We start from the raw sequence: 17,669 nt of genomic DNA on the forward strand, positions 1-17,669 counted from the left end.
AGACGGAGACTCGATTAGCCAGTGAACGTTTATTCATCCCCCAAGAAATTTCACCTACATGGAGTTAACTATGCCTTCTCATAAAGAGCTCGCAGACGCTATTCGCGCGTTGAGTATGGACGCGGTACAAAAAGCCAATTCCGGACATCCGGGTGCCCCGATGGGTATGGCGGATATCGCGCAGGTCTTATGGTGGGATTTCCTTAGCCATAACCCGGAGAATCCGCAGTGGGCTAACCGCGACCGCTTTATTCTCTCCAACGGCCATGGCTCGATGCTACTGTACAGTCTGCTGCATCTCACAGGTTATGACTTGTCGATCGAAGATTTAAAGCAGTTTCGCCAGCTTCATTCCCGTACCCCCGGCCACCCTGAATACCGTTATACCCCAGGGGTAGAAACCACCACCGGACCCTTGGGGCAAGGCATTGGCAACGCCGTGGGCATGGCGATTGCCGAACGAACGTTGGCTAGACAATTCAATCGGCAAGATCATGAAATAATTGACCATTTTACTTATACTTTTATGGGTGACGGCTGCATGATGGAGGGGGTGTCCCATGAGGTATGCTCACTGGCGGGTACCCTGCAATTAGGGAAGTTGATTGCATTTTATGATGACAATGGGATCTCCATTGATGGTCATGTTGACGGCTGGTTTACTGATGATACCGCCAAACGCTTTGAAGCCTACGGCTGGCACGTAATTTCAGCTATCGACGGACACGATGCGAACGCTATCCGCACAGCAATTGAGCAGGCCAAACGCGAGACAGGCAAGCCTTCCCTATTGATGTGTAAAACGATTATTGGTTTCGGCTCCCCCAACAAAGCAGGAAGTCATGAAAGTCACGGAGCGCCTTTAGGCGATGCTGAAGTTGCCGCCACACGCAACGCGCTGGGCTGGAAACACCCGCCGTTTTTCATCCCCCAGGAAATTTATTCTGCCTGGAATGCCAAGGTGACGGGTCACGCCAAAGAGTTGGCTTGGGACAAACAGTTTGCTGCCTATGCAGATAAATATCCCGAGTTAGCCGCAGAACTCAAACGCCGCACGAGCAATGAATTACCGGCTGACTGGCAGCGGGAATCTCAACTTTTCATTGAATATTTGCAGGATAACCCTGCCAATATTGCCACACGCAAGGCCTCACAAAACACGTTGGAAAGATTCGGCACACTGCTCCCTGAATTCCTTGGGGGTTCAGCCGACCTGGCACCGAGTAATTTGACGATGTGGTCAGGTTCAAAATCCATTGTGGATGATCGGGGAGGCAACTACATCCATTACGGCGTGCGCGAGTTTGGTATGTCAGCCATCATGAATGGTATAGCTCTGCATGGCGGATTTTTGCCTTATGGCGCGACATTCCTCATGTTTATGGAGTATGCGCGCAATGCGGTACGCATGGCCGCCTTGATGAAAATTCGCAGTATCTTCGTCTATACCCATGATTCAATTGGTCTGGGTGAGGACGGACCTACCCATCAACCCGTAGAACAGATGGCCAGCCTGCGCCTGACGCCCAACATGAGCACATGGCGTCCTTGTGATCAAGTTGAATCAGCCGTTGCCTGGATACATGCCATCGAACGTATTGATGGTCCGTGCGCATTAATCTTCTCGCGCCAAAATTTACCCCAACAGCCTCGCAACCAACAGCAACTGGCAGACATTGCCCGTGGTGGTTACGTGCTGAAAGAGTGTAACGCCACACCTGAGCTCATCCTGATTGCCACCGGTTCAGAAGTGAGTCTGGCGGTTGATGCAGCCGACCAACTGAACGCGGAAGGTCGCCACGTACGGGTTGTCTCGATGCCATCGACCGAGACTTTCGATCGCCAGGATGCGCATTATCGTGAATCGGTACTGCCATCAAACATCACCGCTCGCATCGCCATTGAAGCGGGTATTGCAGATTTCTGGTTCAAGTATGTCGGCTTGAAGGGCAAAATCATCGGTATGCATAGCTTTGGCGAATCTGCACCAGCGGATCAATTGTTTGAGATGTTTGGTTTTACCGTCGAAAACATACTGACCCACGCACGCGCGTTGCTCTCAAAGGGCCACTGAACCGGTCACCGGCTTGAGATAACGATAATGTAATGGGTATTTTCTGGTGACATTACAATTGGGGCAAATAGCGTCTATCTTTACTATTGAACAGCAATTCGTTTACTCGAGGCAGCTATGTTCCTTAATTATTTTGCGCTAGGCGTACTCATTCTTGTCTTCCTCATCATCTTTTACGGGATCATTATTCTTCATGACATCCCCTATTTGATCGCAAAATCACGCAACCATCCCCATGCGGATGCTATTCATGTCGCAGGTTGGGTGAGCTTGTTTACTTTACATGTCATATGGCCGTTTTTATGGATCTGGGCCACGTTGTATCGCCCGGAACGTGGCTGGGGAATGCAAGGCCAGCCAGACTCCTTTGCACAGTTGCAGCAAAGAGTAACCGAGTTGGAACAAAAACTGGGTGATAATCAAACGACTTCATCGGAGTAATATCATGGATTTACTCATTATACTGACGTATGTCGCATTTGCCTGGGCCATATTTAAAATATTTAAAATACCCGTCAATAAATGGACCGTACCCACCGCCGCACTGGGCGGTGTTTTTTTAATTAGCGGGTTAATTTTGTTGATGAATTACAATCATCCTTATACTTTTCAAGCCCAGAAGGCCGTTGTTAGCATTCCGATTACGCCCCAGGTAACAGGCGTTGTTACCGAAGTCACTGACAAATCAAACGTATTAATCAAAAAAGGCGAAGTACTCTTTAAAATAGATGCTACCCGATATGAGGCCCGTGTTAACAGGCTTCAGGCGGATTTAGTCACGGCAATACACAATACCTATGTGCTCAAGGGACAATTGGATGAGGCCATCGCCAATACGTCTCATGTTACTGCCGAGCGCGATAGATTGTATAAAGACTACCAGCGTTATGTCAGAGGGAGTCAAGCGAAGGTCAATCCGTTCTCCGAAAGTGATATTGATAACGCAAGACAGAACTTCATGGCGCAGGATGCGCTGGTAAAAAGCTCCATTGCCGAGCAGTCACAAATAAAAAGTCAGATAGACAGCGTAGTTAACGGAGAACAATCCCAGGTAGTCAGCCTCAGGGCGCAGTTGGCTGAAGCCAAATATGATCTCGAACAAACGGTGATCCGTGCCCCAAGTAACGGCTATGTCACGCAGGTACTCATTCGTCCTGGAACCTACGCGGCCGCTTTGCCGCTTCGCCCGGTAATGGTTTTTATACCGGAACAAAAAAGGCTGATAATCGCCCAATTCAGGCAAAACTCGCTATTGCGCCTGCTTCCTGGAGATGACGCTGAGGTGGTATTCAATGCGTTACCTGGGCAGGTATTCCTGGGGAAATTACTCACCATTGTCCCTGTTGTATCTGGCGGAACATATCAGGCACAGGGAACGCTGCAATCGCTGAACATTGTTCCTGGCACTGACGGGGTCCTTGCCATTATAGAGCTGCAAGAGAATGCTGAAATTGAAGTACTGCCTGACGGTATATTTGCTCAGGTAGCCGTTTATTCCGACCATTTCACCCATGTTTCCGTTATGCGTAAGGTGTTGCTGCGCATGACTAGCTGGATGCATTACCTCTACCTTGACCATTAACGAGGGCTTCGATCTTTCGGGTGGATTCGCCACAAGGAGCAGGCCGTGAGTGAGCGTAACTAGTCAGATACCGGCTATTTGGCTCTATCATGATTTACCCTAGCGCCCTCTTTTTCTTGAAGGGAAAGTGTCATATTTGAACTTATGTGCATTGACTTTGCGCGCTCAATGTCTAAAAAAACGGGGATACAAATGGAAAGGTTCAAATATGACACTTGTCAGGAATTTAAAACTGCACCTGGCGGCGGAGAATGTCAATAAAGCTACCGTAGCCTTGCCCACTGCACGCTGTCAGTTACACTCTGAACAAATTTTTCTGCCGCTTGTTGAGAGCGGAAGGCGTCGTTATTCTCGGCGACAACTTCAAAAAAATAGCGCTCTCCACTGAGCATTGCATTTGCCTGCACCGAGCCACAGGCGTCATCACAAATCTGGCGACGAAAATAGAGAGTGTCTCCCGTCGGTAAAAGATATTTCCCTGGGGGAGGTTCTCTTTTCTCTTGGCTTGCCGCGACTTCAGGGAGTTTTTTCTGTAATTCATCAAATGCCTGGATATGGGACTCATACGTTTTTATTACTGCTCTCTGCATTTTCACCAGTCTTTCAGCGAGCCCACCACCGCTCTGATTGACTCTTATCGTCATGCTCAGTGTATTTTCAGACTTTTGATAAACCAGTCTTGCACCATCAGAACTGCACGTCACTTCGTTGAGCTGAAAATTGCCAAGGCTCAGCGCCGGTTGATTATCCGCGTGAAGGAATGCATTCAATGCATCCGAAACACAATCATCCGCAATCCCATTTCGAACGCCTTCGGGTAACTTTATAGAAGCATTCTTTGCCCAGGCAACATGATGCACTGCGGCTCCAATCAGCAGAATGAGGAGTATTTTTTTCATCCATGAAACCCTTTAGATTATGTGGCTTAACACCAATCACTGTATATAAATTGCACGTTTTTTACAATGCGCAGGGTTGTTCACCAAAATCATCTTTCACTGCACTCCAGACCTACTCTGCTTTCCATTCTCCATCCTCTAAATAACGCGTTATACAGAAAAAATGAGTGTCGCAAGAGCAATGCCAGAAAAAAGTCGTGCTACGCTTTAGTTAGCAACAATGATGTTATCGCTGTTGATTGCTCTCAAATAACTTCTCTGTATAGCGGTGTAATAAAAACAACAAATCAATAAGTTAAGCATCACCCTCTTTATTTGGAGCTTTATTGTGAATCCTCCTTTATATGCGCTTTGAGCAAACTTAAAAGAACAATGTAGGTATCGGGTCATTGCTTTTACATGCGGGGGTTTCGAAATGTTCCAACTAGATATTTATGGCACGCTCGTCGCTGCAACGTTGGTCCTCTTGCTAGGCAGGCAATGCGTCCAGAAAATTCCTTTACTGCAAAGATATGCTATCCCCGAACCCATCGCTGGCGGTTTGCTGTTCGCCTTGCTGTTCCTGCTTATTCATCAGACAACAGGTATGGAAACCCGCTTTGACACATCCTTACGTGACCCGCTGATGCTGACATTTTTTGCCTCAATAGGTCTTAATGCCAATCTGGCCAGTTTAAAGGCCGGTGGCAGAGTACTGGTAAAATTTATCGTGGTCGTTATTGGTTTATTGTTGCTCCAGAATATGGTTGGCATCGGCATGGCTAAAATGCTGGGGCTGGAGCCGTTGATGGGGTTACTTGTCGGGGTCATCACGCTGTCTGGCGGGCATGGTACGGGTGCAGCCTGGAGCAGTGTATTTGTCGAAAATTATGGCTTAAGCAATGCCACTGAAGTGGCAATGGCCTGCGCAACTTTCGGCCTGGTATTGGGGGGATTGATCGCAGGTCCTGTTGCACTTTATCTGATTAAGCATTCAGCCGCCCCGAATGGGAGGCCAGAAGATGCAATACAGCCCACTACATTCGAAAAGCCACAATCAGGGCGTGTCATCACAACATTGGTTCTGGTAGAAACCCTCGCCATGATTGCCATTTGTTTGATGGCAGGCCGCTATATCATGGGATTATTGGCAGGATCTTTATTCGAATTGCCGGTTTTTGTCTATGTCCTGTTTGTCGGGGTGATCCTCAGTAATCTCCTGAGTTATACGGGCTTTTATCAGGTTTTTGCGCATGCGGTTTCTATAGTAGGTAACGTTAGCCTCTCTCTGTTTCTGGCAATCGCGTTGATGAGTCTACGATTGTGGGAGTTGGCCTCTCTGGCGCTACCGATGTTGGCTATTCTGTTGGTGCAAACGCTGTTGATGGCATTGTACGCAATATTTGTCACTTACAGAGTGATGGGAAAGAACTATGATGCGGCGGTTTTAGCTGCGGGTCACTGCGGTTTAGGGTTGGGGGCGACCCCCACCGCCATTGCCAATATGCAAGCGATCACTGAGCGTTTCGGCCCCTCACACGTTGCGTTTCTCATTGTACCGATGGTGGGTGCTTTCTTTATGGACATCGTCAATGCCATAGTGATCAAGCTGTCTCTATTGCTACCGATGTTTGCGCAGTTAGGTTAAACCGCTGATTCTTCTCTTCCCACTAACCATGAAACCAACACTTCCGGCATCAGTGGGCGGGAAAAATAGTAACCCTGGACTTCATCACAACCGTATCGCTCAAGGAAATGCAACGTTTCCCGATCCTCGACGCCCTCAGCGATGACCAGGAAATCCAGTTTATGCAGCATGGCGATGACCTGCTCGACGATCACCTGGCTGTCTTTTTGCTCGGTCAAGTCCCTGATCAAAGACTGATCGAGTTTGATCACCTCGGCAGGGATTTTTTTCAGGTAACTGAGGTTGCTGTAACCCGATCCAAAATCATCCAGAGCCAACGTGAACCCTTGTCTTTTCAAATTATGCAGACAAGCCAGAGCATCTGGACTGCCGAGGATCTTTTGTGTTTCGAGGCATTCGAGCTCAATGTCAGTGGACGTTAGTCCATGATCGTTTAGATGCTTTTGCAATCGTTCAACAAATTCAAATTCCGCAAAATTACTGGCACTCACATTTACCGACACAGGAATAAGAATACCCGCGGCTCGCCAGATTTTAATTTGGCGCAATGTCTGGACAATTACCCATTCTGTCAGCGGAGTAATGAGCGTGGTGTTTTCAGCCAAAGGAATAAATTCTGCCGGGGAAATTTCACCAAGGTCGGGATGTTTCCAGCGGATCAGAGCCTCAACGCCGACCACATCGCCGGTTTTCACGTTAAGTTTGGGTTGGTAGACCAGATAAAGATCCACACCATGATGAAGACAATCACCCAGGTCGCTTAATAAGGTAAACGCCAGTTTACGCGTGCGATCGCTGTCCTCGCTGTAAGAGCGAACCCGGACATTCAGACTGATTGCGTCGTGCAAGGCACTCATTGCCTCACGCAATAAACGTTGAGGATCCCTTCCCGGTGCGCTGAACTCGCTGTAACCAATGTACATCTCGAGTTTAATCGGCAAATGGCTGCTGAGACTATCTTGTATTTGTCCGGCACAACGTGCCAGATCGTTCAGGACATGTTCTTTTCTTTCCGTCTTGACCAGCAGGGCAAAACGGCCTGTTGCGACGCAATATATCTTTTCGAGATCGTGGAAAGTGACCCGCAGAAACGTACCCACTTCCCTCAACACTTTTTCTACGGTCGGCATTCCTAGCGAACGGCCCATTTCGTAGGCATAAGTGATATCAATACTGTCGATAAGGATCAACGCATAGCCCTGATTGATATCCACCATCTGCGAGAGATCTTCTATCAGCCGTTGCCTGTTAGGGAGATGGGTCACTGCATCAACAAAACCGATCGCGTTTCTTGATTCAATCAATGACATCAATACCGCAGCCATATCACGAAGCTGGTTCTGTTGCTCCGCAGAGAATTCCCTGGGTTTGGTATCGAGCACACACAAACCACCGATAGCATAGCCTTCAGTCGTCACCAGCGGCGCACCGGCATAAAAACGGATATGTGTTGTGCCCGCCGCAAGGGGGTTTTGACTGAAACGAGAATCTGTCGCGGTGTCATGGCACACCACCACTTCCTTTGCCTGAATAGTGTACTTACAGAAAGCATCCTCTCTTTCTGTCTCATCAAGATGGAAATGCTGCTTGGCTTTTATCGTCTGTTTGTTAGAACTGATCAGGGTTATCAGACTGGTCGGCATATCCAGCAACTGGCACGTCAGTGAGGTGATTTTGTCAAGGATCTCATCCTGAGTTGAGTTAAAAATCTGTAACTCATCAAGAGCCTGCACGCGTTTGTTTTCATCCGCGCTCAAATGTCTCAACATATTGTTTCCTCAAAATACGCTACGACTAAGTAGTTACCATCATTCAGAAACATAGAATCGACTCATAGCCCATTACAGGAAATCACACTTAATAAGACGCTATGATAGTAACGCCAAATATTACGCAGGCTAATTAATTTGCTGTTCAATTACCTAACTTTGCAACAGCCTGACTTCGCAGCAGAGAGCCCAACGGGCGTAAGCCTGAATGCCATTAAAAATGCATTTACCCTTTGCAACTGTAGTGGGTTCCTCTCTATTATTCCTCCCCTTTTGGTTGAATCTTTACCATTTACGATAATAAATCTGGACACATTGCTATTTCTACACCTAAAACCACGCTCTTCCGTTTGCTTCGTGCCAAGCTAACCGATTGACTCTTAACGACCAATGCCTCCATTTTGTCTTTTGGTGTAGGTGTAGGTGTTTTACGTTACGCTGAAGCCCATCACAGTAAAGAATAATTGATTGATTAATAATCCTATTAACAGTCAGGTTCAACGTGCCAAAAAGAAGGGGGTGTTATGTATACAACCATTTTAGTGCCAGTTGATATTAGTGAAGACAAACTCACCGCAAAAGCTCTACGCCATGTAGAAAAACTGGCAGAATTCTCACAGGCAAAGGTCCATTTCTTTTACGCAATTTATGACATATCAGCGTATGTCGGTGAACGAGGTTTAATTCCTTTGGTATCCCGGGATGACATTGAAAAACATTCGAAACTATCCCTTGAAGAGATGATCAAGAACGTAAATATTCCCTCTGACCGGGTGACGTGCAGCGTAAGTTTTGGCGCTGCCCGTGACAGCGTGCTGGAACTGGCTCAGGAAATAGGCGCGGATCTGATTGTCGTCGGTTCTCGTCGACCGAGCGTAACCACTTACTTACTCGGCTCAAATGCCTCAGCGATTGTACGCCACGCGATGACGTCAGTGTTGGTTGTGAGGTAAAGGGAGCATTTAGCATTTGTCCCGTAAACCCTCGCGCACAGACGGGGAGTTTTGGCAGTTACACCACCGCGGGGCCTACTATTAAAGAAAAGCAAGCGTTGATAGTGATAAGGCGGCGGTGGTTCATTCCTGCTTGTCCCAAATAAGTTCAACCAACCATGGCTCGCCATTAAGCAACAGACTATCGGTAGATCTTAGCATTAGTTTTTGCTGCTCAAAGCTAAAATATCGGCAAAGTTGTGTACCAATTTGATTGGGGATTTTGCTGTTCTCTACAAAATGAGTAACAATTTTTTTATTAAAATTGATATCATAACTACCACAATACGTCTCAAACCTGGAGAAATCTGACATTACCTGCTCAGGTTCTATTGCACGAATATCATTCGTACTAAATTTCTTTCTCTCATTGGATGAAATAAAAACCATCATATATTGTTCTGTATATATTAGCATACCAAAAGGGAGTTCCCCTAAGGGATAGATATTTTTAGCGCCATTTTTTCCTATACAGGACACCAGTTTCCAGCGGCCTAAAAATGGATTATTGCTGATATCAGACATAATTTCCCCCTTTTTACATACAATAAATAGTGTTATTACCAAATCAGGCTAAATAATGTCGAAACCAAGGTGCGCCTGAATTATTTATCATCGAAATGTACACCAATCATTTTAATCCATTTTGTGAAATTATCGGTAAACATTTTGCCATTGTCTACCATGATGACCTGTCCGCGGACTGCATCCATTAAGCCGCTGCACAGGGCAACTATCACATTTGCGACGGCTTCAGGTTGCACAATAAAATCCGGATCAAATTTTCTGAGAAAAGTTTGTGCCTTTTTGCCAAAAACCAATTCAAAGGCTTCAGTGTCAACCACACCAGGTGAAACGCAGTTAATAATAATATTATCTCGCGCTGCAATATATTTAGTAAATGTTTCCAGCGCGGATTTCGATGCCGCGACATAATCATATCCTCCTATATGACAACTGCGGTGACCTTCTGACGTTATTGCCACAACATAACGGGGAAATTGGCCAAAGCACTTTTTAATAGTATCGATATAACTGATGAGAGGCCAGGCGTTGTGTTCAACGCTATCCAGAAAATCGCGGTATTCATAACTATCTTTAAATTGAGGAGCAAAAGCAGCATTGGCAATGAGAATGTCAAGACCTTTGTTTTCCTTCGCGATAGTTTCAATTAAACGGCGCGTGGCATCTTCATCACGAACATCTGCCTGTACAAAAACGGGAGGATTGGAATAGTGAGAAAAATATTTTTCAAGCTCATTTAAATTATCACCCCAGTAATAAGTACCATATACCTTCGCACCGGCTTTCACAAAACTTTCAACAGTGGCATGGCCGATGCCTTTTGTGCCACCAGTGATTAATACAACCATTTCAGTGAAGTTATTCATCATAATTAACCCGTATAATTGTCGTGTAGATTTTTTTCAATATCAAGCTGATTAAATGAAATATGATGCATAAATGCTTCGATAGTGCTCGTTTCCTCAAGGGCTTTACGTCTTTCTATTGACAGGTATTTTTTCAGTAACTCCAAGCTATGGCGAGGCTTCTCAGCAATGGCTGTGGCCAATTCAATCGCCTTATCCAAGACCTCGGCGCGGGGTAATATATAGTTAAAACAGCATTTTCCTTTCAGCTCATTGCCTTTGAGATAATTACCAGTGACCATCATCTCAAAACCCGTATAGTAACCAAAAGCCGCTTGACTCATAGCGGTTGAACCCATCCCTGGAGTGAAACCCATGTTCATAAACGAGAGTCCATAACGACTCTCTTCTGCTGCGATTAAAATATCTGCATATAAGCCTAATATCAATCCACCGCCGGTAGCGCTTCCTTCCATCGCTGCAATCACGGGAATGGGTATATCCAAAAGATGCTTGAGATGGTTCGCATACTCGTGCTCAATATTGGTTTTGTAGTGAGTTATCAGGCTTTGTAAAAACGCTTCCGTTCCACCGGTGCAAAATATATCGGGTAACCCGGTCAGGATAATGACCTTGATGCTTTTGTCTTTTTTTATCGTTTCTACAATACTATAAAGTTGCAAGCAGAATTCATCATCAATTGCATTTTTGTTTACCGGGTCGTTAATATGGAAAAAAACAACCCCCTCAGAATGAACTTCTAAATTAATTTTGTTCATATTGATGATCCGCATATTCATCATTAAACAAACTGATGCATTCCAGATAATGACGTGTTTTTTCAATAATCTGGGGATCACTTAATTTCTCCCCAAGAAGATGAGAACCCAGATCCAATGTTTTATCAAAAGAGGAATGCCAGTCCAAAAGCAGCTTACTTTCTCGTATAATGGACGCCGGGATATGGGAAAGTTTATTGCTCATCGCCCGAACATCCTGCTCTATTGTTTCCGTCGTGCTTATTTTGTCTACTATGCCCCACTCAAGGGCTTTTCTGGCAGAAATAGCCGTTGCGCTCCATACGAGGAATTTAAGATGATGAGGAGTGATACGTTCAAGTAAACAGGACATCGCGATTGTTGGCGTTATTCCAAAGGTGGATTCTGGCAAGCTAAACGAAACTGTTTCGCAAGAAATAATATAATCCGCGACACACATCAGCGCTATTCCCCCTGCAATAACATCTCCTTCAACTCTGGCTAAAACGGGTTTTGGACTATTTTTGACCATTTTCAGTATATTACAGAATTGCGAAATAAAGAGCGGTTCGTAATCTGTAGAGATATAATCAAGATCCATGCCCATACTAAACCAGTTGAGATCCCCAGTGAGCACGATAACATGACATTGCTCGTTATTTAACGCGGAGGTAAACCGGCTTTCGAAGTCGGCTAATAAGTCGGGGTTAAATTTTATGGGTACCATGACATATTCATGCATAGCGATAACTCCTCAAGTAATTATCGATACGTTCAAGAATGAGATGGCCGCTCCCGCCGTAGTGGTGAGCATACCAGTCCTGCAAATTGTCTCTGTCTGCTCGGTAACTTTGCCCTTGCATTTGTGCACTTCGGGCTTCTTCCAACTGCTCGTATGCTGTCACATCCATAACTTGCCGCTGAGCCAGTAGTGCATCGAGGCTCATGGCTTGTTGCTGTGCGATCTCTGACGCTTGCTCCCCGACAAGCATGCTAAAGTATTCCGCGCAGGAACCCGAACCATAGGAGTAGATTCCTATGCGTTCCCCTGATTTAAGTTTTGGTGCCTGCGATATAAGCGAGAACAGGGAAAGAAAAATACTGCCGCAATAAGTCGCACCGATTTGCTGCGAATAATACAAGGAAGGCACGACCTTTTGTTTAAATGAAGTGACGAATGCCTCTTTTTCAAATACGCCTTGTAGCTCGAGCAAGACTTTATGTGCTTCTTTGCTAATTCCAGGGAAAGGCAGGTGATAAATATTATAATCGAAATAAACAGGATCCCTCGCTTCTGGTGTTTGCTGGCAATATTCTGCGAAAGCACTTTCGACGCCATCCATATAGGAAAAAAGACTCGCCTCTACATCAAAGGCAATCTCTTTCCAGGGAAGAGGGCGTATGACATCGGTGACTTCATGAGTATGAACACCCGATTTACCCGTTTCAATCACGGCAAAAAGTGGCTTATTTGAAATGAGTAACGCAATGGCCCCAGCGCCAAGACTATATTCCATCATTCCGTGACGGGTCATGTTATTACTGATGTCGACGTTGATCAGTAGAACCTTTTTGTCGCGATTCAGACCGGAGGATATCCATGATTCAGCCACCTTCAACGCAGCGGCACCGGCATGACAGGCAGATTTCAATTCAAAAACACGACAAGCAGCAGGTAAATCCAGATAGCGATGGGCCCAGGTACTTAATGCCTTTTCCTGGTCTAAACCAGACTCTGTTGCAATGATAAACAAGCCGATATCCGAGCGATCCACATCGGTTAGCATCTCTCTGGCGCTATTAACGGCAAGGGTGACGGCATCTTCACACAAAGGCACCAAGCTACGCGTCGAAACCATCAACGTTTCCTGAATATATTTTCTGTCTCCACCTCGTGCTTGCGCCAGTTCAGACATCTCCAAGGCAAGGCTGCTGGGGTAAATACTTATTTTTTCAATACCAATATCGTTCATCTGATCCCCCGGCAATTAATAAACCCAATCAATCCCACCCGTCACATTGAAGACAGCCCCGTTGATATAACTGCTCTCTCTGCTGGCAAGAAACAAAATGGCTTCCGCTACTTCACTGGTTGAGCCAAGTCTCCTTACCGGAGAGTGCTGCGCAAAAAACTGTGAGATACCTTTAACGTCATTACCAATAATTTCAGTATCAATTAAGCCGGGTACCAACACGTTGGCTGTAATACCAAAACGGCCATACTCCTTGGCTGTAGTTCCGGTTAATCCGACCAGGCCAGCCTTTGATGCAGCGTAAGCCGCTTGTCCTGACGATCCATCTTTAGCGAGAGAGGAAACAGTGACAATCCGTCCATATTTATTGGTAATAAATAGCGGTAGAAAGTAACGAATAAGATAAAAGGTACCGCTTAAGTTGGTATTGAGCACCAGTGCCCAATCCTCATCAGTCATTGACACCAGATTGCAGGGTAAATCCATGCCTGCATTGCAAATTACCGCATCAATATTCGTAAAATCAGCAATAACGCAATCGCCCGTCGACTCCACTGCTTCGCTGTCCACCACATCTAGCGGATAGGCATGACATAATTGCTGAGGAAATTCTGCTCGCGCAATCTCAAGGATCTGCTGTGCACCCTCTTTGTTGCGGTGGTAGCTAAAACCGACATTCCAACCTTTGCTCAGCGCGGCAATGACCACCGCTCGCCCAATACCACTGGCTCCGCCACTGATAAAAAGGCTCATGTCAGTCATAATACCGCCTGAACAGGCTGGCACTGTTAATGCCCCCCATACCAAAAGAGTTGTTCAGAAAAATATCAACGTCTTTTTTTACATTGCCGGTAGCGCAAACATTCAGATCGACAGCGGGATCGAGGGTTTCAATATTATGTGATTGATGAAATTCCCCACGTTTCATTTGCCAGATAGCAATGGCCGCTTCCACGGCACCAGACGCCCACATGGTATGTCCAAGCAAGGATTTAGGTGCATTGATAATCAGTTTTTCCGCATGGCTGCCAAACACTTTTCTAATCGAATTAAGTTCAACGATGTCACCTATTTTTGTGGAAGTGGCATGGGCGCTGACATAATCGACCTGCTCTGTGGCAATATGACATTTTTTCAGTACATCCTGAATGACTCGAACTTGCCCTTCATGAGAAGGATCACCCAGGTGGTTAGCATCCGAGTTAATACTTGCACCGAGAAGTTCTGCATAAATTTCCGCGCCACGGCTTTTGGCATGTTCGGCCTCTTCAAGGATTAACACTGCCCCTCCCTCACTGGGCAGGAAACCGCTCCGGTTTATGTCATAAGGACGACTGGCTTTGGTTGGCGCATCCTGATACTGGCTATAACAGATAGCTTCCAAAATCGTTAAGGAGTGCAGCATCAGCGGGTGGAAAGATGCCATTGGGCAAACGACGGCCACCACCTGTTTTTTATCCACTTTGATCGCATTGATTGCCGCCTGCATAGCGACGTTTCCTGTAGCACAGGTGCCCCCGATGAGATAGGCCAGTCCTTTTGCATTCAACACTTGAGCCACAGAGGATGAATGGTCAGTATCGAGCGAATTCAATCCACAAAAGGCATCAATAAATTCAGGTTCATCGAGAAAAACAGCTTGTTGAGTAAGTAAATAGTGATCAGACAGATTATGCCCCCCACAAATTACTCCACATTCGTAGGGGTCAAGGGTTTGCTCGAATAGCCCGGCGTCAAGCCAGGCATCCATTGCCATCAATACGGAGAGTTGCACGTTCTTGTTGGTCTGCTTAAAGACCCGCTCAGCACGAGCAACTACGGCATCGGAAATGCGACCATCAAATGCGCGCAGCTTGTCTTCAGTATCATACTCAGGGAGTTGCCCACCAATCTTGGAATAGATTTTGCTGGTATCGACACTGCGCCAGTAACCAATGGCTGATTTTCCAGACAATAAATTATTGCCCACATTATCTAATGTGTCACCAAGAGGGGTATTAATGGCGATTCCTGTTATTACTATGCGGTTAGATGACACAAAATTCTCCTTTTCCGATGGTGACGATTTTATCGTTGACTGTGATCTGAACAATGGCGGTCGCAATCAGTGAATCATATTCAATGATGCCGCATCGAATAGTCATTAAGTCCCCAGGATGCACCGCTGACAAATGAAAAACATCATATATGCGTGTGCCAACAGCATTAGTAACCTGCTCCTCTACAGGAGGCTCGGCAGTTTCATTGAGTAGGAAATACAATAATATAAGGGCGGTTTGAAACATACTTTCTTGCTGCAACACCCCAGGATATACGGGATAATCAGGGAAGTGTCCCCTAAACACCGGATCTTCTTTATCTATTTTTCTTGTGGCTTTGATTAATCTGAGTTGGAGATTAACTAACTCCACATTGTCGACCAGGAGAAATGGTTCTCGGTGCGGTATCATTTTTTTTATCTGTCGCTGGTCGAATGATTGTTTCAGATCATTAGCGACATTGTCGGAAAACAATAACTTCACTTTCAACTGATTGAGTTGAATTTGTTTTAAATCCTGAGGGTTGGGATATGTTGCATCATAAATTGAGAGGAGCCTATTTTCCATTATGCTGCCGTCTTTGTGCGAAGCATTCCTGTTATTGGTATCCATTGAACACCTCACATACGTGCGTACTGTCAATAACATTTTTTCCAAGCGAACTAAAATAGGCCTTCCAAAATGAGACTGCTTCTTCAGCAGCTTCTTTAGAAAAAACATTTTCTATTTCAAATATTTCAGAAATTTGAGGATGATGTTGCATTTGCCAAGCGTGGAGTGTCTGGTGTGAACAGCGTTCTATTTGCTGCAGTAAATCGGTTTCATGGGTATAAAGCGACCCATCTACATAATCAACAAATAAACTGTGGTCACAAGTTCCACAGACAGCATAAATAGAGTAGCAGGTAACAGTGGACATGATATTCATCTTGTCTGATTAGTTAGGGAGCATGTCCTTGCAGATGATCAGCTTCTTGCATTCAAAAAGTATATAGTGCGTTATCAGAAATGCCAATGGCGTATTTTGTAAAAATTGTGAAATAACTGCACTTATCAGTGATGATATCCTCTAAAAATATTGAATATTAAAGGATTTTCAGCAAAAAAAGAAATAAGTATCGACAGGTTGATAGTTACAAAAAAAACGACTATAAATAATGAGATCGCAATGAATAATGTAATGAGTCAGGGGGATAGCATGAACAGAGAACACATCGTTGAAGTTGTAAAAAAGCATATTATCAACGCAGTCAACGACATCAATGAATCGGAAATTGATTTACAAAAATCGATGGCAGACTATGGAGCAAGTAGTTTAGATATTGTTTCCGTTGTCTCGGGGAGCATGAGGGAGTTGAAAATAAAAGTCCCACGTACGGAACTCAAAAACATCAAATCTATCAATGGCTTGATAGATCTGTTTGTAACAAGCAGTTCAGAGGTGCAAGAGCTTCATAAATAAGGATAAATATATCCTCAATGATTAGAGTTTTTACAATGCAGCGTTACGACGGACGGGGAGAGCTGAATGTGACTTCAAACCAGGCAATATTATTCCCAGGTCAGGGAGCACAACGCTCAGGGATGGAGACAGTAGTCTTTGATATCTGGCCAGAATTACTGGAAAAGGCTGAAGAGCTCTCAGGATTTAGTATTCGGGATTTCTTTCTGCATTGCCCCACCGAGCAATTCATGAATACTCGTTACGTTCAACCTGCATTATACACCATTAATGCCTTGTATTATCTACAATATATTGAAAAATGTAAAACCACCCCCATTTTTCTGGCTGGTCATTCACTTGGGGAATTTAATGCATTACAATCTGCCGGTGTATTCGATTTTGAAACTGGATTACGTATTGTAAATAAACGAGCACAGCTAATGTCTGAAATTATGGGCGGCGGCATGGCTGCTGTGATGGGGCTTAATGAAGAAGAAGTGATGCACATTATTGCTGAAAATCGTCACCTTGACCTCTCAATTGCCAATTTAAACTCTGACTTTCAGATAGTTATATCAGGACCCATTGAGAGTATTCATCTTGCAGAGGACGTGTTTTATGACAACAACGCAGTTAAATATGTTGTACTGAAAGTGAGCGGTGCGTTTCATAGTTCAATGCTAAATGCTGCAGCTGTAAAATTTAGTGAATATGTGAAAAACTTCTCATTTTCAGACCCACTAATACCTGTCATTGCAAATAGAACGGGCCGACCATATAGTCTACAATCTGTGATGCAAAATCTTTCAGAACATATGAATAAACCGGTTTTATGGCGACAATCGATAATTTATATGCGCACGCAGGGGGTGAGCAATTTCTTGGAAATGGGAGGAAGTTCTTTATTGTTGGATATGATCAAAAATATTAGAGATGATTAAATTATTTAGAGGATAATCACGAGACAAAAAAGCGGGCGGTAAATTTCCAAAATAAACGGGCATATGTTAGGTGGAAATATTATTGTAAATTCTTCGCATTATTTCTCTCTATGTATGCATAATATTACCAATAATTAATCGGGGTTTTATTTAACCACGGATTTATATTTTTACCACACTGTAAATACTAATTTTTTTGTG

Annotated in this window: 18 protein-coding genes; 7 read left to right on the forward strand and 11 right to left on the reverse strand. The window is 44.9% G+C overall.

Annotated features, from left to right (window positions below):
* Positions 1 to 70: 70 nt before the first annotated feature.
* The 3 genes from tkt to DRI82_RS13155 all read left to right on the forward strand — a co-directional run bounded on the left by tkt (position 71) and on the right by DRI82_RS13155 (position 3,656).
* The gene (gene tkt / locus DRI82_RS13145) at positions 71 to 2,074 is read left to right on the forward strand and encodes a transketolase (protein ID WP_114194364.1); all 2,004 of its coding nucleotides are present in this window, start codon (positions 71 to 73) and stop codon (positions 2,072 to 2,074) included.
* A gap of 117 nt (positions 2,075 to 2,191) precedes the next feature.
* Complete coding sequence (locus DRI82_RS13150) at positions 2,192 to 2,515, forward strand: DUF3302 domain-containing protein (protein WP_114194366.1); 324 nt, start codon at positions 2,192 to 2,194, stop codon at positions 2,513 to 2,515.
* A gap of 4 nt (positions 2,516 to 2,519) precedes the next feature.
* On the forward strand, positions 2,520 to 3,656 hold the full coding sequence (locus tag DRI82_RS13155) for an HlyD family secretion protein (protein ID WP_114194368.1): 1,137 nt from the start codon (positions 2,520 to 2,522) through the stop codon (positions 3,654 to 3,656).
* A 263-nt stretch (positions 3,657 to 3,919) separates the two neighbouring features.
* Here DRI82_RS13155 and DRI82_RS13160 read toward each other — a convergent pair whose 3' ends face one another.
* Positions 3,920 to 4,555 carry a hypothetical protein gene (locus DRI82_RS13160; RefSeq protein ID WP_114194370.1) on the reverse strand — a complete coding sequence of 212 codons (636 nt, stop codon included), beginning with the start codon at positions 4,553 to 4,555 and terminating at the stop codon, positions 3,920 to 3,922.
* A gap of 415 nt (positions 4,556 to 4,970) precedes the next feature.
* Here DRI82_RS13160 and gltS point away from each other — a divergent pair, with 415 nt between their 5' ends.
* Positions 4,971 to 6,182 carry a sodium/glutamate symporter gene (gene gltS, locus DRI82_RS13165; RefSeq protein ID WP_114194372.1) on the forward strand — a complete coding sequence of 404 codons (1,212 nt, stop codon included), beginning with the start codon at positions 4,971 to 4,973 and terminating at the stop codon, positions 6,180 to 6,182.
* Here the strand turns inward: gltS and DRI82_RS13170 are convergent.
* The gene (locus tag DRI82_RS13170; RefSeq protein ID WP_114194374.1) at positions 6,179 to 7,951 is read right to left on the reverse strand and encodes a sensor domain-containing phosphodiesterase; all 1,773 of its coding nucleotides are present in this window, start codon (positions 7,949 to 7,951) and stop codon (positions 6,179 to 6,181) included. The genes gltS and DRI82_RS13170 overlap by 4 nt on opposite strands.
* A gap of 524 nt (positions 7,952 to 8,475) precedes the next feature.
* Here DRI82_RS13170 and DRI82_RS13175 point away from each other — a divergent pair.
* Positions 8,476 to 8,904, forward strand: coding sequence for a universal stress protein (locus DRI82_RS13175; protein ID WP_114194376.1), 429 nt, complete (start codon positions 8,476 to 8,478; stop codon positions 8,902 to 8,904).
* Positions 8,905 to 9,027: 123 nt separating this feature from the next.
* On the opposite strand, the gene DRI82_RS13180 is transcribed toward DRI82_RS13175, so the two are convergent.
* The 9 genes from DRI82_RS13180 to DRI82_RS13220 form a co-directional block, all read right to left on the reverse strand.
* Positions 9,028 to 9,468 carry a lipocalin-like domain-containing protein gene (locus tag DRI82_RS13180; RefSeq protein ID WP_114194378.1) on the reverse strand — a complete coding sequence of 147 codons (441 nt, stop codon included), beginning with the start codon at positions 9,466 to 9,468 and terminating at the stop codon, positions 9,028 to 9,030.
* 80 nt (positions 9,469 to 9,548) lie between these two features.
* Positions 9,549 to 10,337, reverse strand: coding sequence for an SDR family oxidoreductase (locus DRI82_RS13185; protein ID WP_114194380.1), 789 nt, complete (start codon positions 10,335 to 10,337; stop codon positions 9,549 to 9,551).
* Positions 10,338 to 10,339: 2 nt separating this feature from the next.
* A complete protein-coding gene (locus DRI82_RS13190; protein ID WP_114194382.1) occupies positions 10,340 to 11,092 on the reverse strand; it encodes a polyketide synthase in 753 nt (250 codons plus the stop codon).
* Positions 11,079 to 11,813, reverse strand: coding sequence for an enoyl-CoA hydratase/isomerase family protein (locus DRI82_RS13195; RefSeq protein ID WP_114194384.1), 735 nt, complete (start codon positions 11,811 to 11,813; stop codon positions 11,079 to 11,081). The genes DRI82_RS13190 and DRI82_RS13195 overlap by 14 nt, the downstream gene beginning before the upstream one ends.
* Positions 11,806 to 13,044 carry a hydroxymethylglutaryl-CoA synthase family protein gene (locus DRI82_RS13200; protein ID WP_114194385.1) on the reverse strand — a complete coding sequence of 413 codons (1,239 nt, stop codon included), beginning with the start codon at positions 13,042 to 13,044 and terminating at the stop codon, positions 11,806 to 11,808. Before DRI82_RS13200 ends, DRI82_RS13195 begins: the two co-directional genes overlap by 8 nt.
* Positions 13,045 to 13,059: 15 nt before the next feature.
* Positions 13,060 to 13,797, reverse strand: a complete 738-nt coding sequence (locus DRI82_RS13205) for an SDR family NAD(P)-dependent oxidoreductase (protein WP_170138709.1) — start codon at positions 13,795 to 13,797, stop codon at positions 13,060 to 13,062.
* Between the two features lies 1 nt (position 13,798).
* Entirely contained in the window at positions 13,799 to 15,082 is a 1,284-nt protein-coding gene (locus DRI82_RS13210) for a beta-ketoacyl-[acyl-carrier-protein] synthase family protein (RefSeq protein ID WP_114194387.1), read from the reverse strand.
* Positions 15,072 to 15,650: a 3-hydroxyacyl-ACP dehydratase FabZ family protein gene (locus DRI82_RS13215; protein ID WP_170138710.1), complete on the reverse strand. Its 579-nt coding sequence runs from the start codon at positions 15,648 to 15,650 to the stop codon at positions 15,072 to 15,074. The genes DRI82_RS13210 and DRI82_RS13215 overlap by 11 nt, the downstream gene beginning before the upstream one ends.
* A 31-nt stretch (positions 15,651 to 15,681) precedes the next feature.
* A complete protein-coding gene (locus tag DRI82_RS13220) occupies positions 15,682 to 16,002 on the reverse strand; it encodes a hypothetical protein (protein WP_157968068.1) in 321 nt (106 codons plus the stop codon).
* Between the two features lie 279 nt (positions 16,003 to 16,281).
* Between DRI82_RS13220 and DRI82_RS13225 the strand changes: the two genes are divergently transcribed.
* Positions 16,282 to 16,545 (forward strand): phosphopantetheine-binding protein, encoded by a 264-nt coding sequence (locus tag DRI82_RS13225; protein ID WP_114194451.1) that lies wholly within the window; start codon positions 16,282 to 16,284, stop codon positions 16,543 to 16,545.
* 68 nt (positions 16,546 to 16,613) lie between these two features.
* On the forward strand, positions 16,614 to 17,468 hold the full coding sequence (fabD, locus tag DRI82_RS13230; protein WP_114194452.1) for an ACP S-malonyltransferase: 855 nt from the start codon (positions 16,614 to 16,616) through the stop codon (positions 17,466 to 17,468).
* The last annotated feature ends 201 nt before the right edge of the window (positions 17,469 to 17,669 follow it).

The organism is Edaphovirga cremea (genome assembly GCF_003332275.1).
Taxonomy (GTDB): domain Bacteria; phylum Pseudomonadota; class Gammaproteobacteria; order Enterobacterales; family Enterobacteriaceae; genus Edaphovirga; species Edaphovirga cremea.

Excerpts from the sequence above, each read along its gene's own strand:
- gltS (WP_114194372.1), top strand. The coding sequence starts at position 4,971 with ATGTTCCAACTAGATATTTATGGCACGCTCGTCGCTGCAACGTTGGTC.
- DRI82_RS13220 (WP_157968068.1), bottom strand. The coding sequence starts at position 16,002 with ATGTCCACTGTTACCTGCTACTCTATTTATGCTGTCTGTGGAACTTGT.
- tkt (WP_114194364.1), top strand. The coding sequence starts at position 71 with ATGCCTTCTCATAAAGAGCTCGCAGACGCTATTCGCGCGTTGAGTATG.
- DRI82_RS13185 (WP_114194380.1), bottom strand. The coding sequence starts at position 10,337 with ATGATGAATAACTTCACTGAAATGGTTGTATTAATCACTGGTGGCACA.
- DRI82_RS13190 (WP_114194382.1), bottom strand. The coding sequence starts at position 11,092 with ATGAACAAAATTAATTTAGAAGTTCATTCTGAGGGGGTTGTTTTTTTC.
- DRI82_RS13195 (WP_114194384.1), bottom strand. The coding sequence starts at position 11,813 with ATGCATGAATATGTCATGGTACCCATAAAATTTAACCCCGACTTATTA.
- DRI82_RS13160 (WP_114194370.1), bottom strand. The coding sequence starts at position 4,555 with ATGAAAAAAATACTCCTCATTCTGCTGATTGGAGCCGCAGTGCATCAT.
- DRI82_RS13225 (WP_114194451.1), top strand. The coding sequence starts at position 16,282 with ATGAACAGAGAACACATCGTTGAAGTTGTAAAAAAGCATATTATCAAC.
- DRI82_RS13175 (WP_114194376.1), top strand. The coding sequence starts at position 8,476 with ATGTATACAACCATTTTAGTGCCAGTTGATATTAGTGAAGACAAACTC.
- DRI82_RS13215 (WP_170138710.1), bottom strand. The coding sequence starts at position 15,650 with ATGGAAAATAGGCTCCTCTCAATTTATGATGCAACATATCCCAACCCT.
- DRI82_RS13170 (WP_114194374.1), bottom strand. The coding sequence starts at position 7,951 with ATGTTGAGACATTTGAGCGCGGATGAAAACAAACGCGTGCAGGCTCTT.
- DRI82_RS13150 (WP_114194366.1), top strand. The coding sequence starts at position 2,192 with ATGTTCCTTAATTATTTTGCGCTAGGCGTACTCATTCTTGTCTTCCTC.
- DRI82_RS13180 (WP_114194378.1), bottom strand. The coding sequence starts at position 9,468 with ATGTCTGATATCAGCAATAATCCATTTTTAGGCCGCTGGAAACTGGTG.
- DRI82_RS13200 (WP_114194385.1), bottom strand. The coding sequence starts at position 13,044 with ATGAACGATATTGGTATTGAAAAAATAAGTATTTACCCCAGCAGCCTT.
- DRI82_RS13155 (WP_114194368.1), top strand. The coding sequence starts at position 2,520 with ATGGATTTACTCATTATACTGACGTATGTCGCATTTGCCTGGGCCATA.
- DRI82_RS13205 (WP_170138709.1), bottom strand. The coding sequence starts at position 13,797 with ATGAGCCTTTTTATCAGTGGCGGAGCCAGTGGTATTGGGCGAGCGGTG.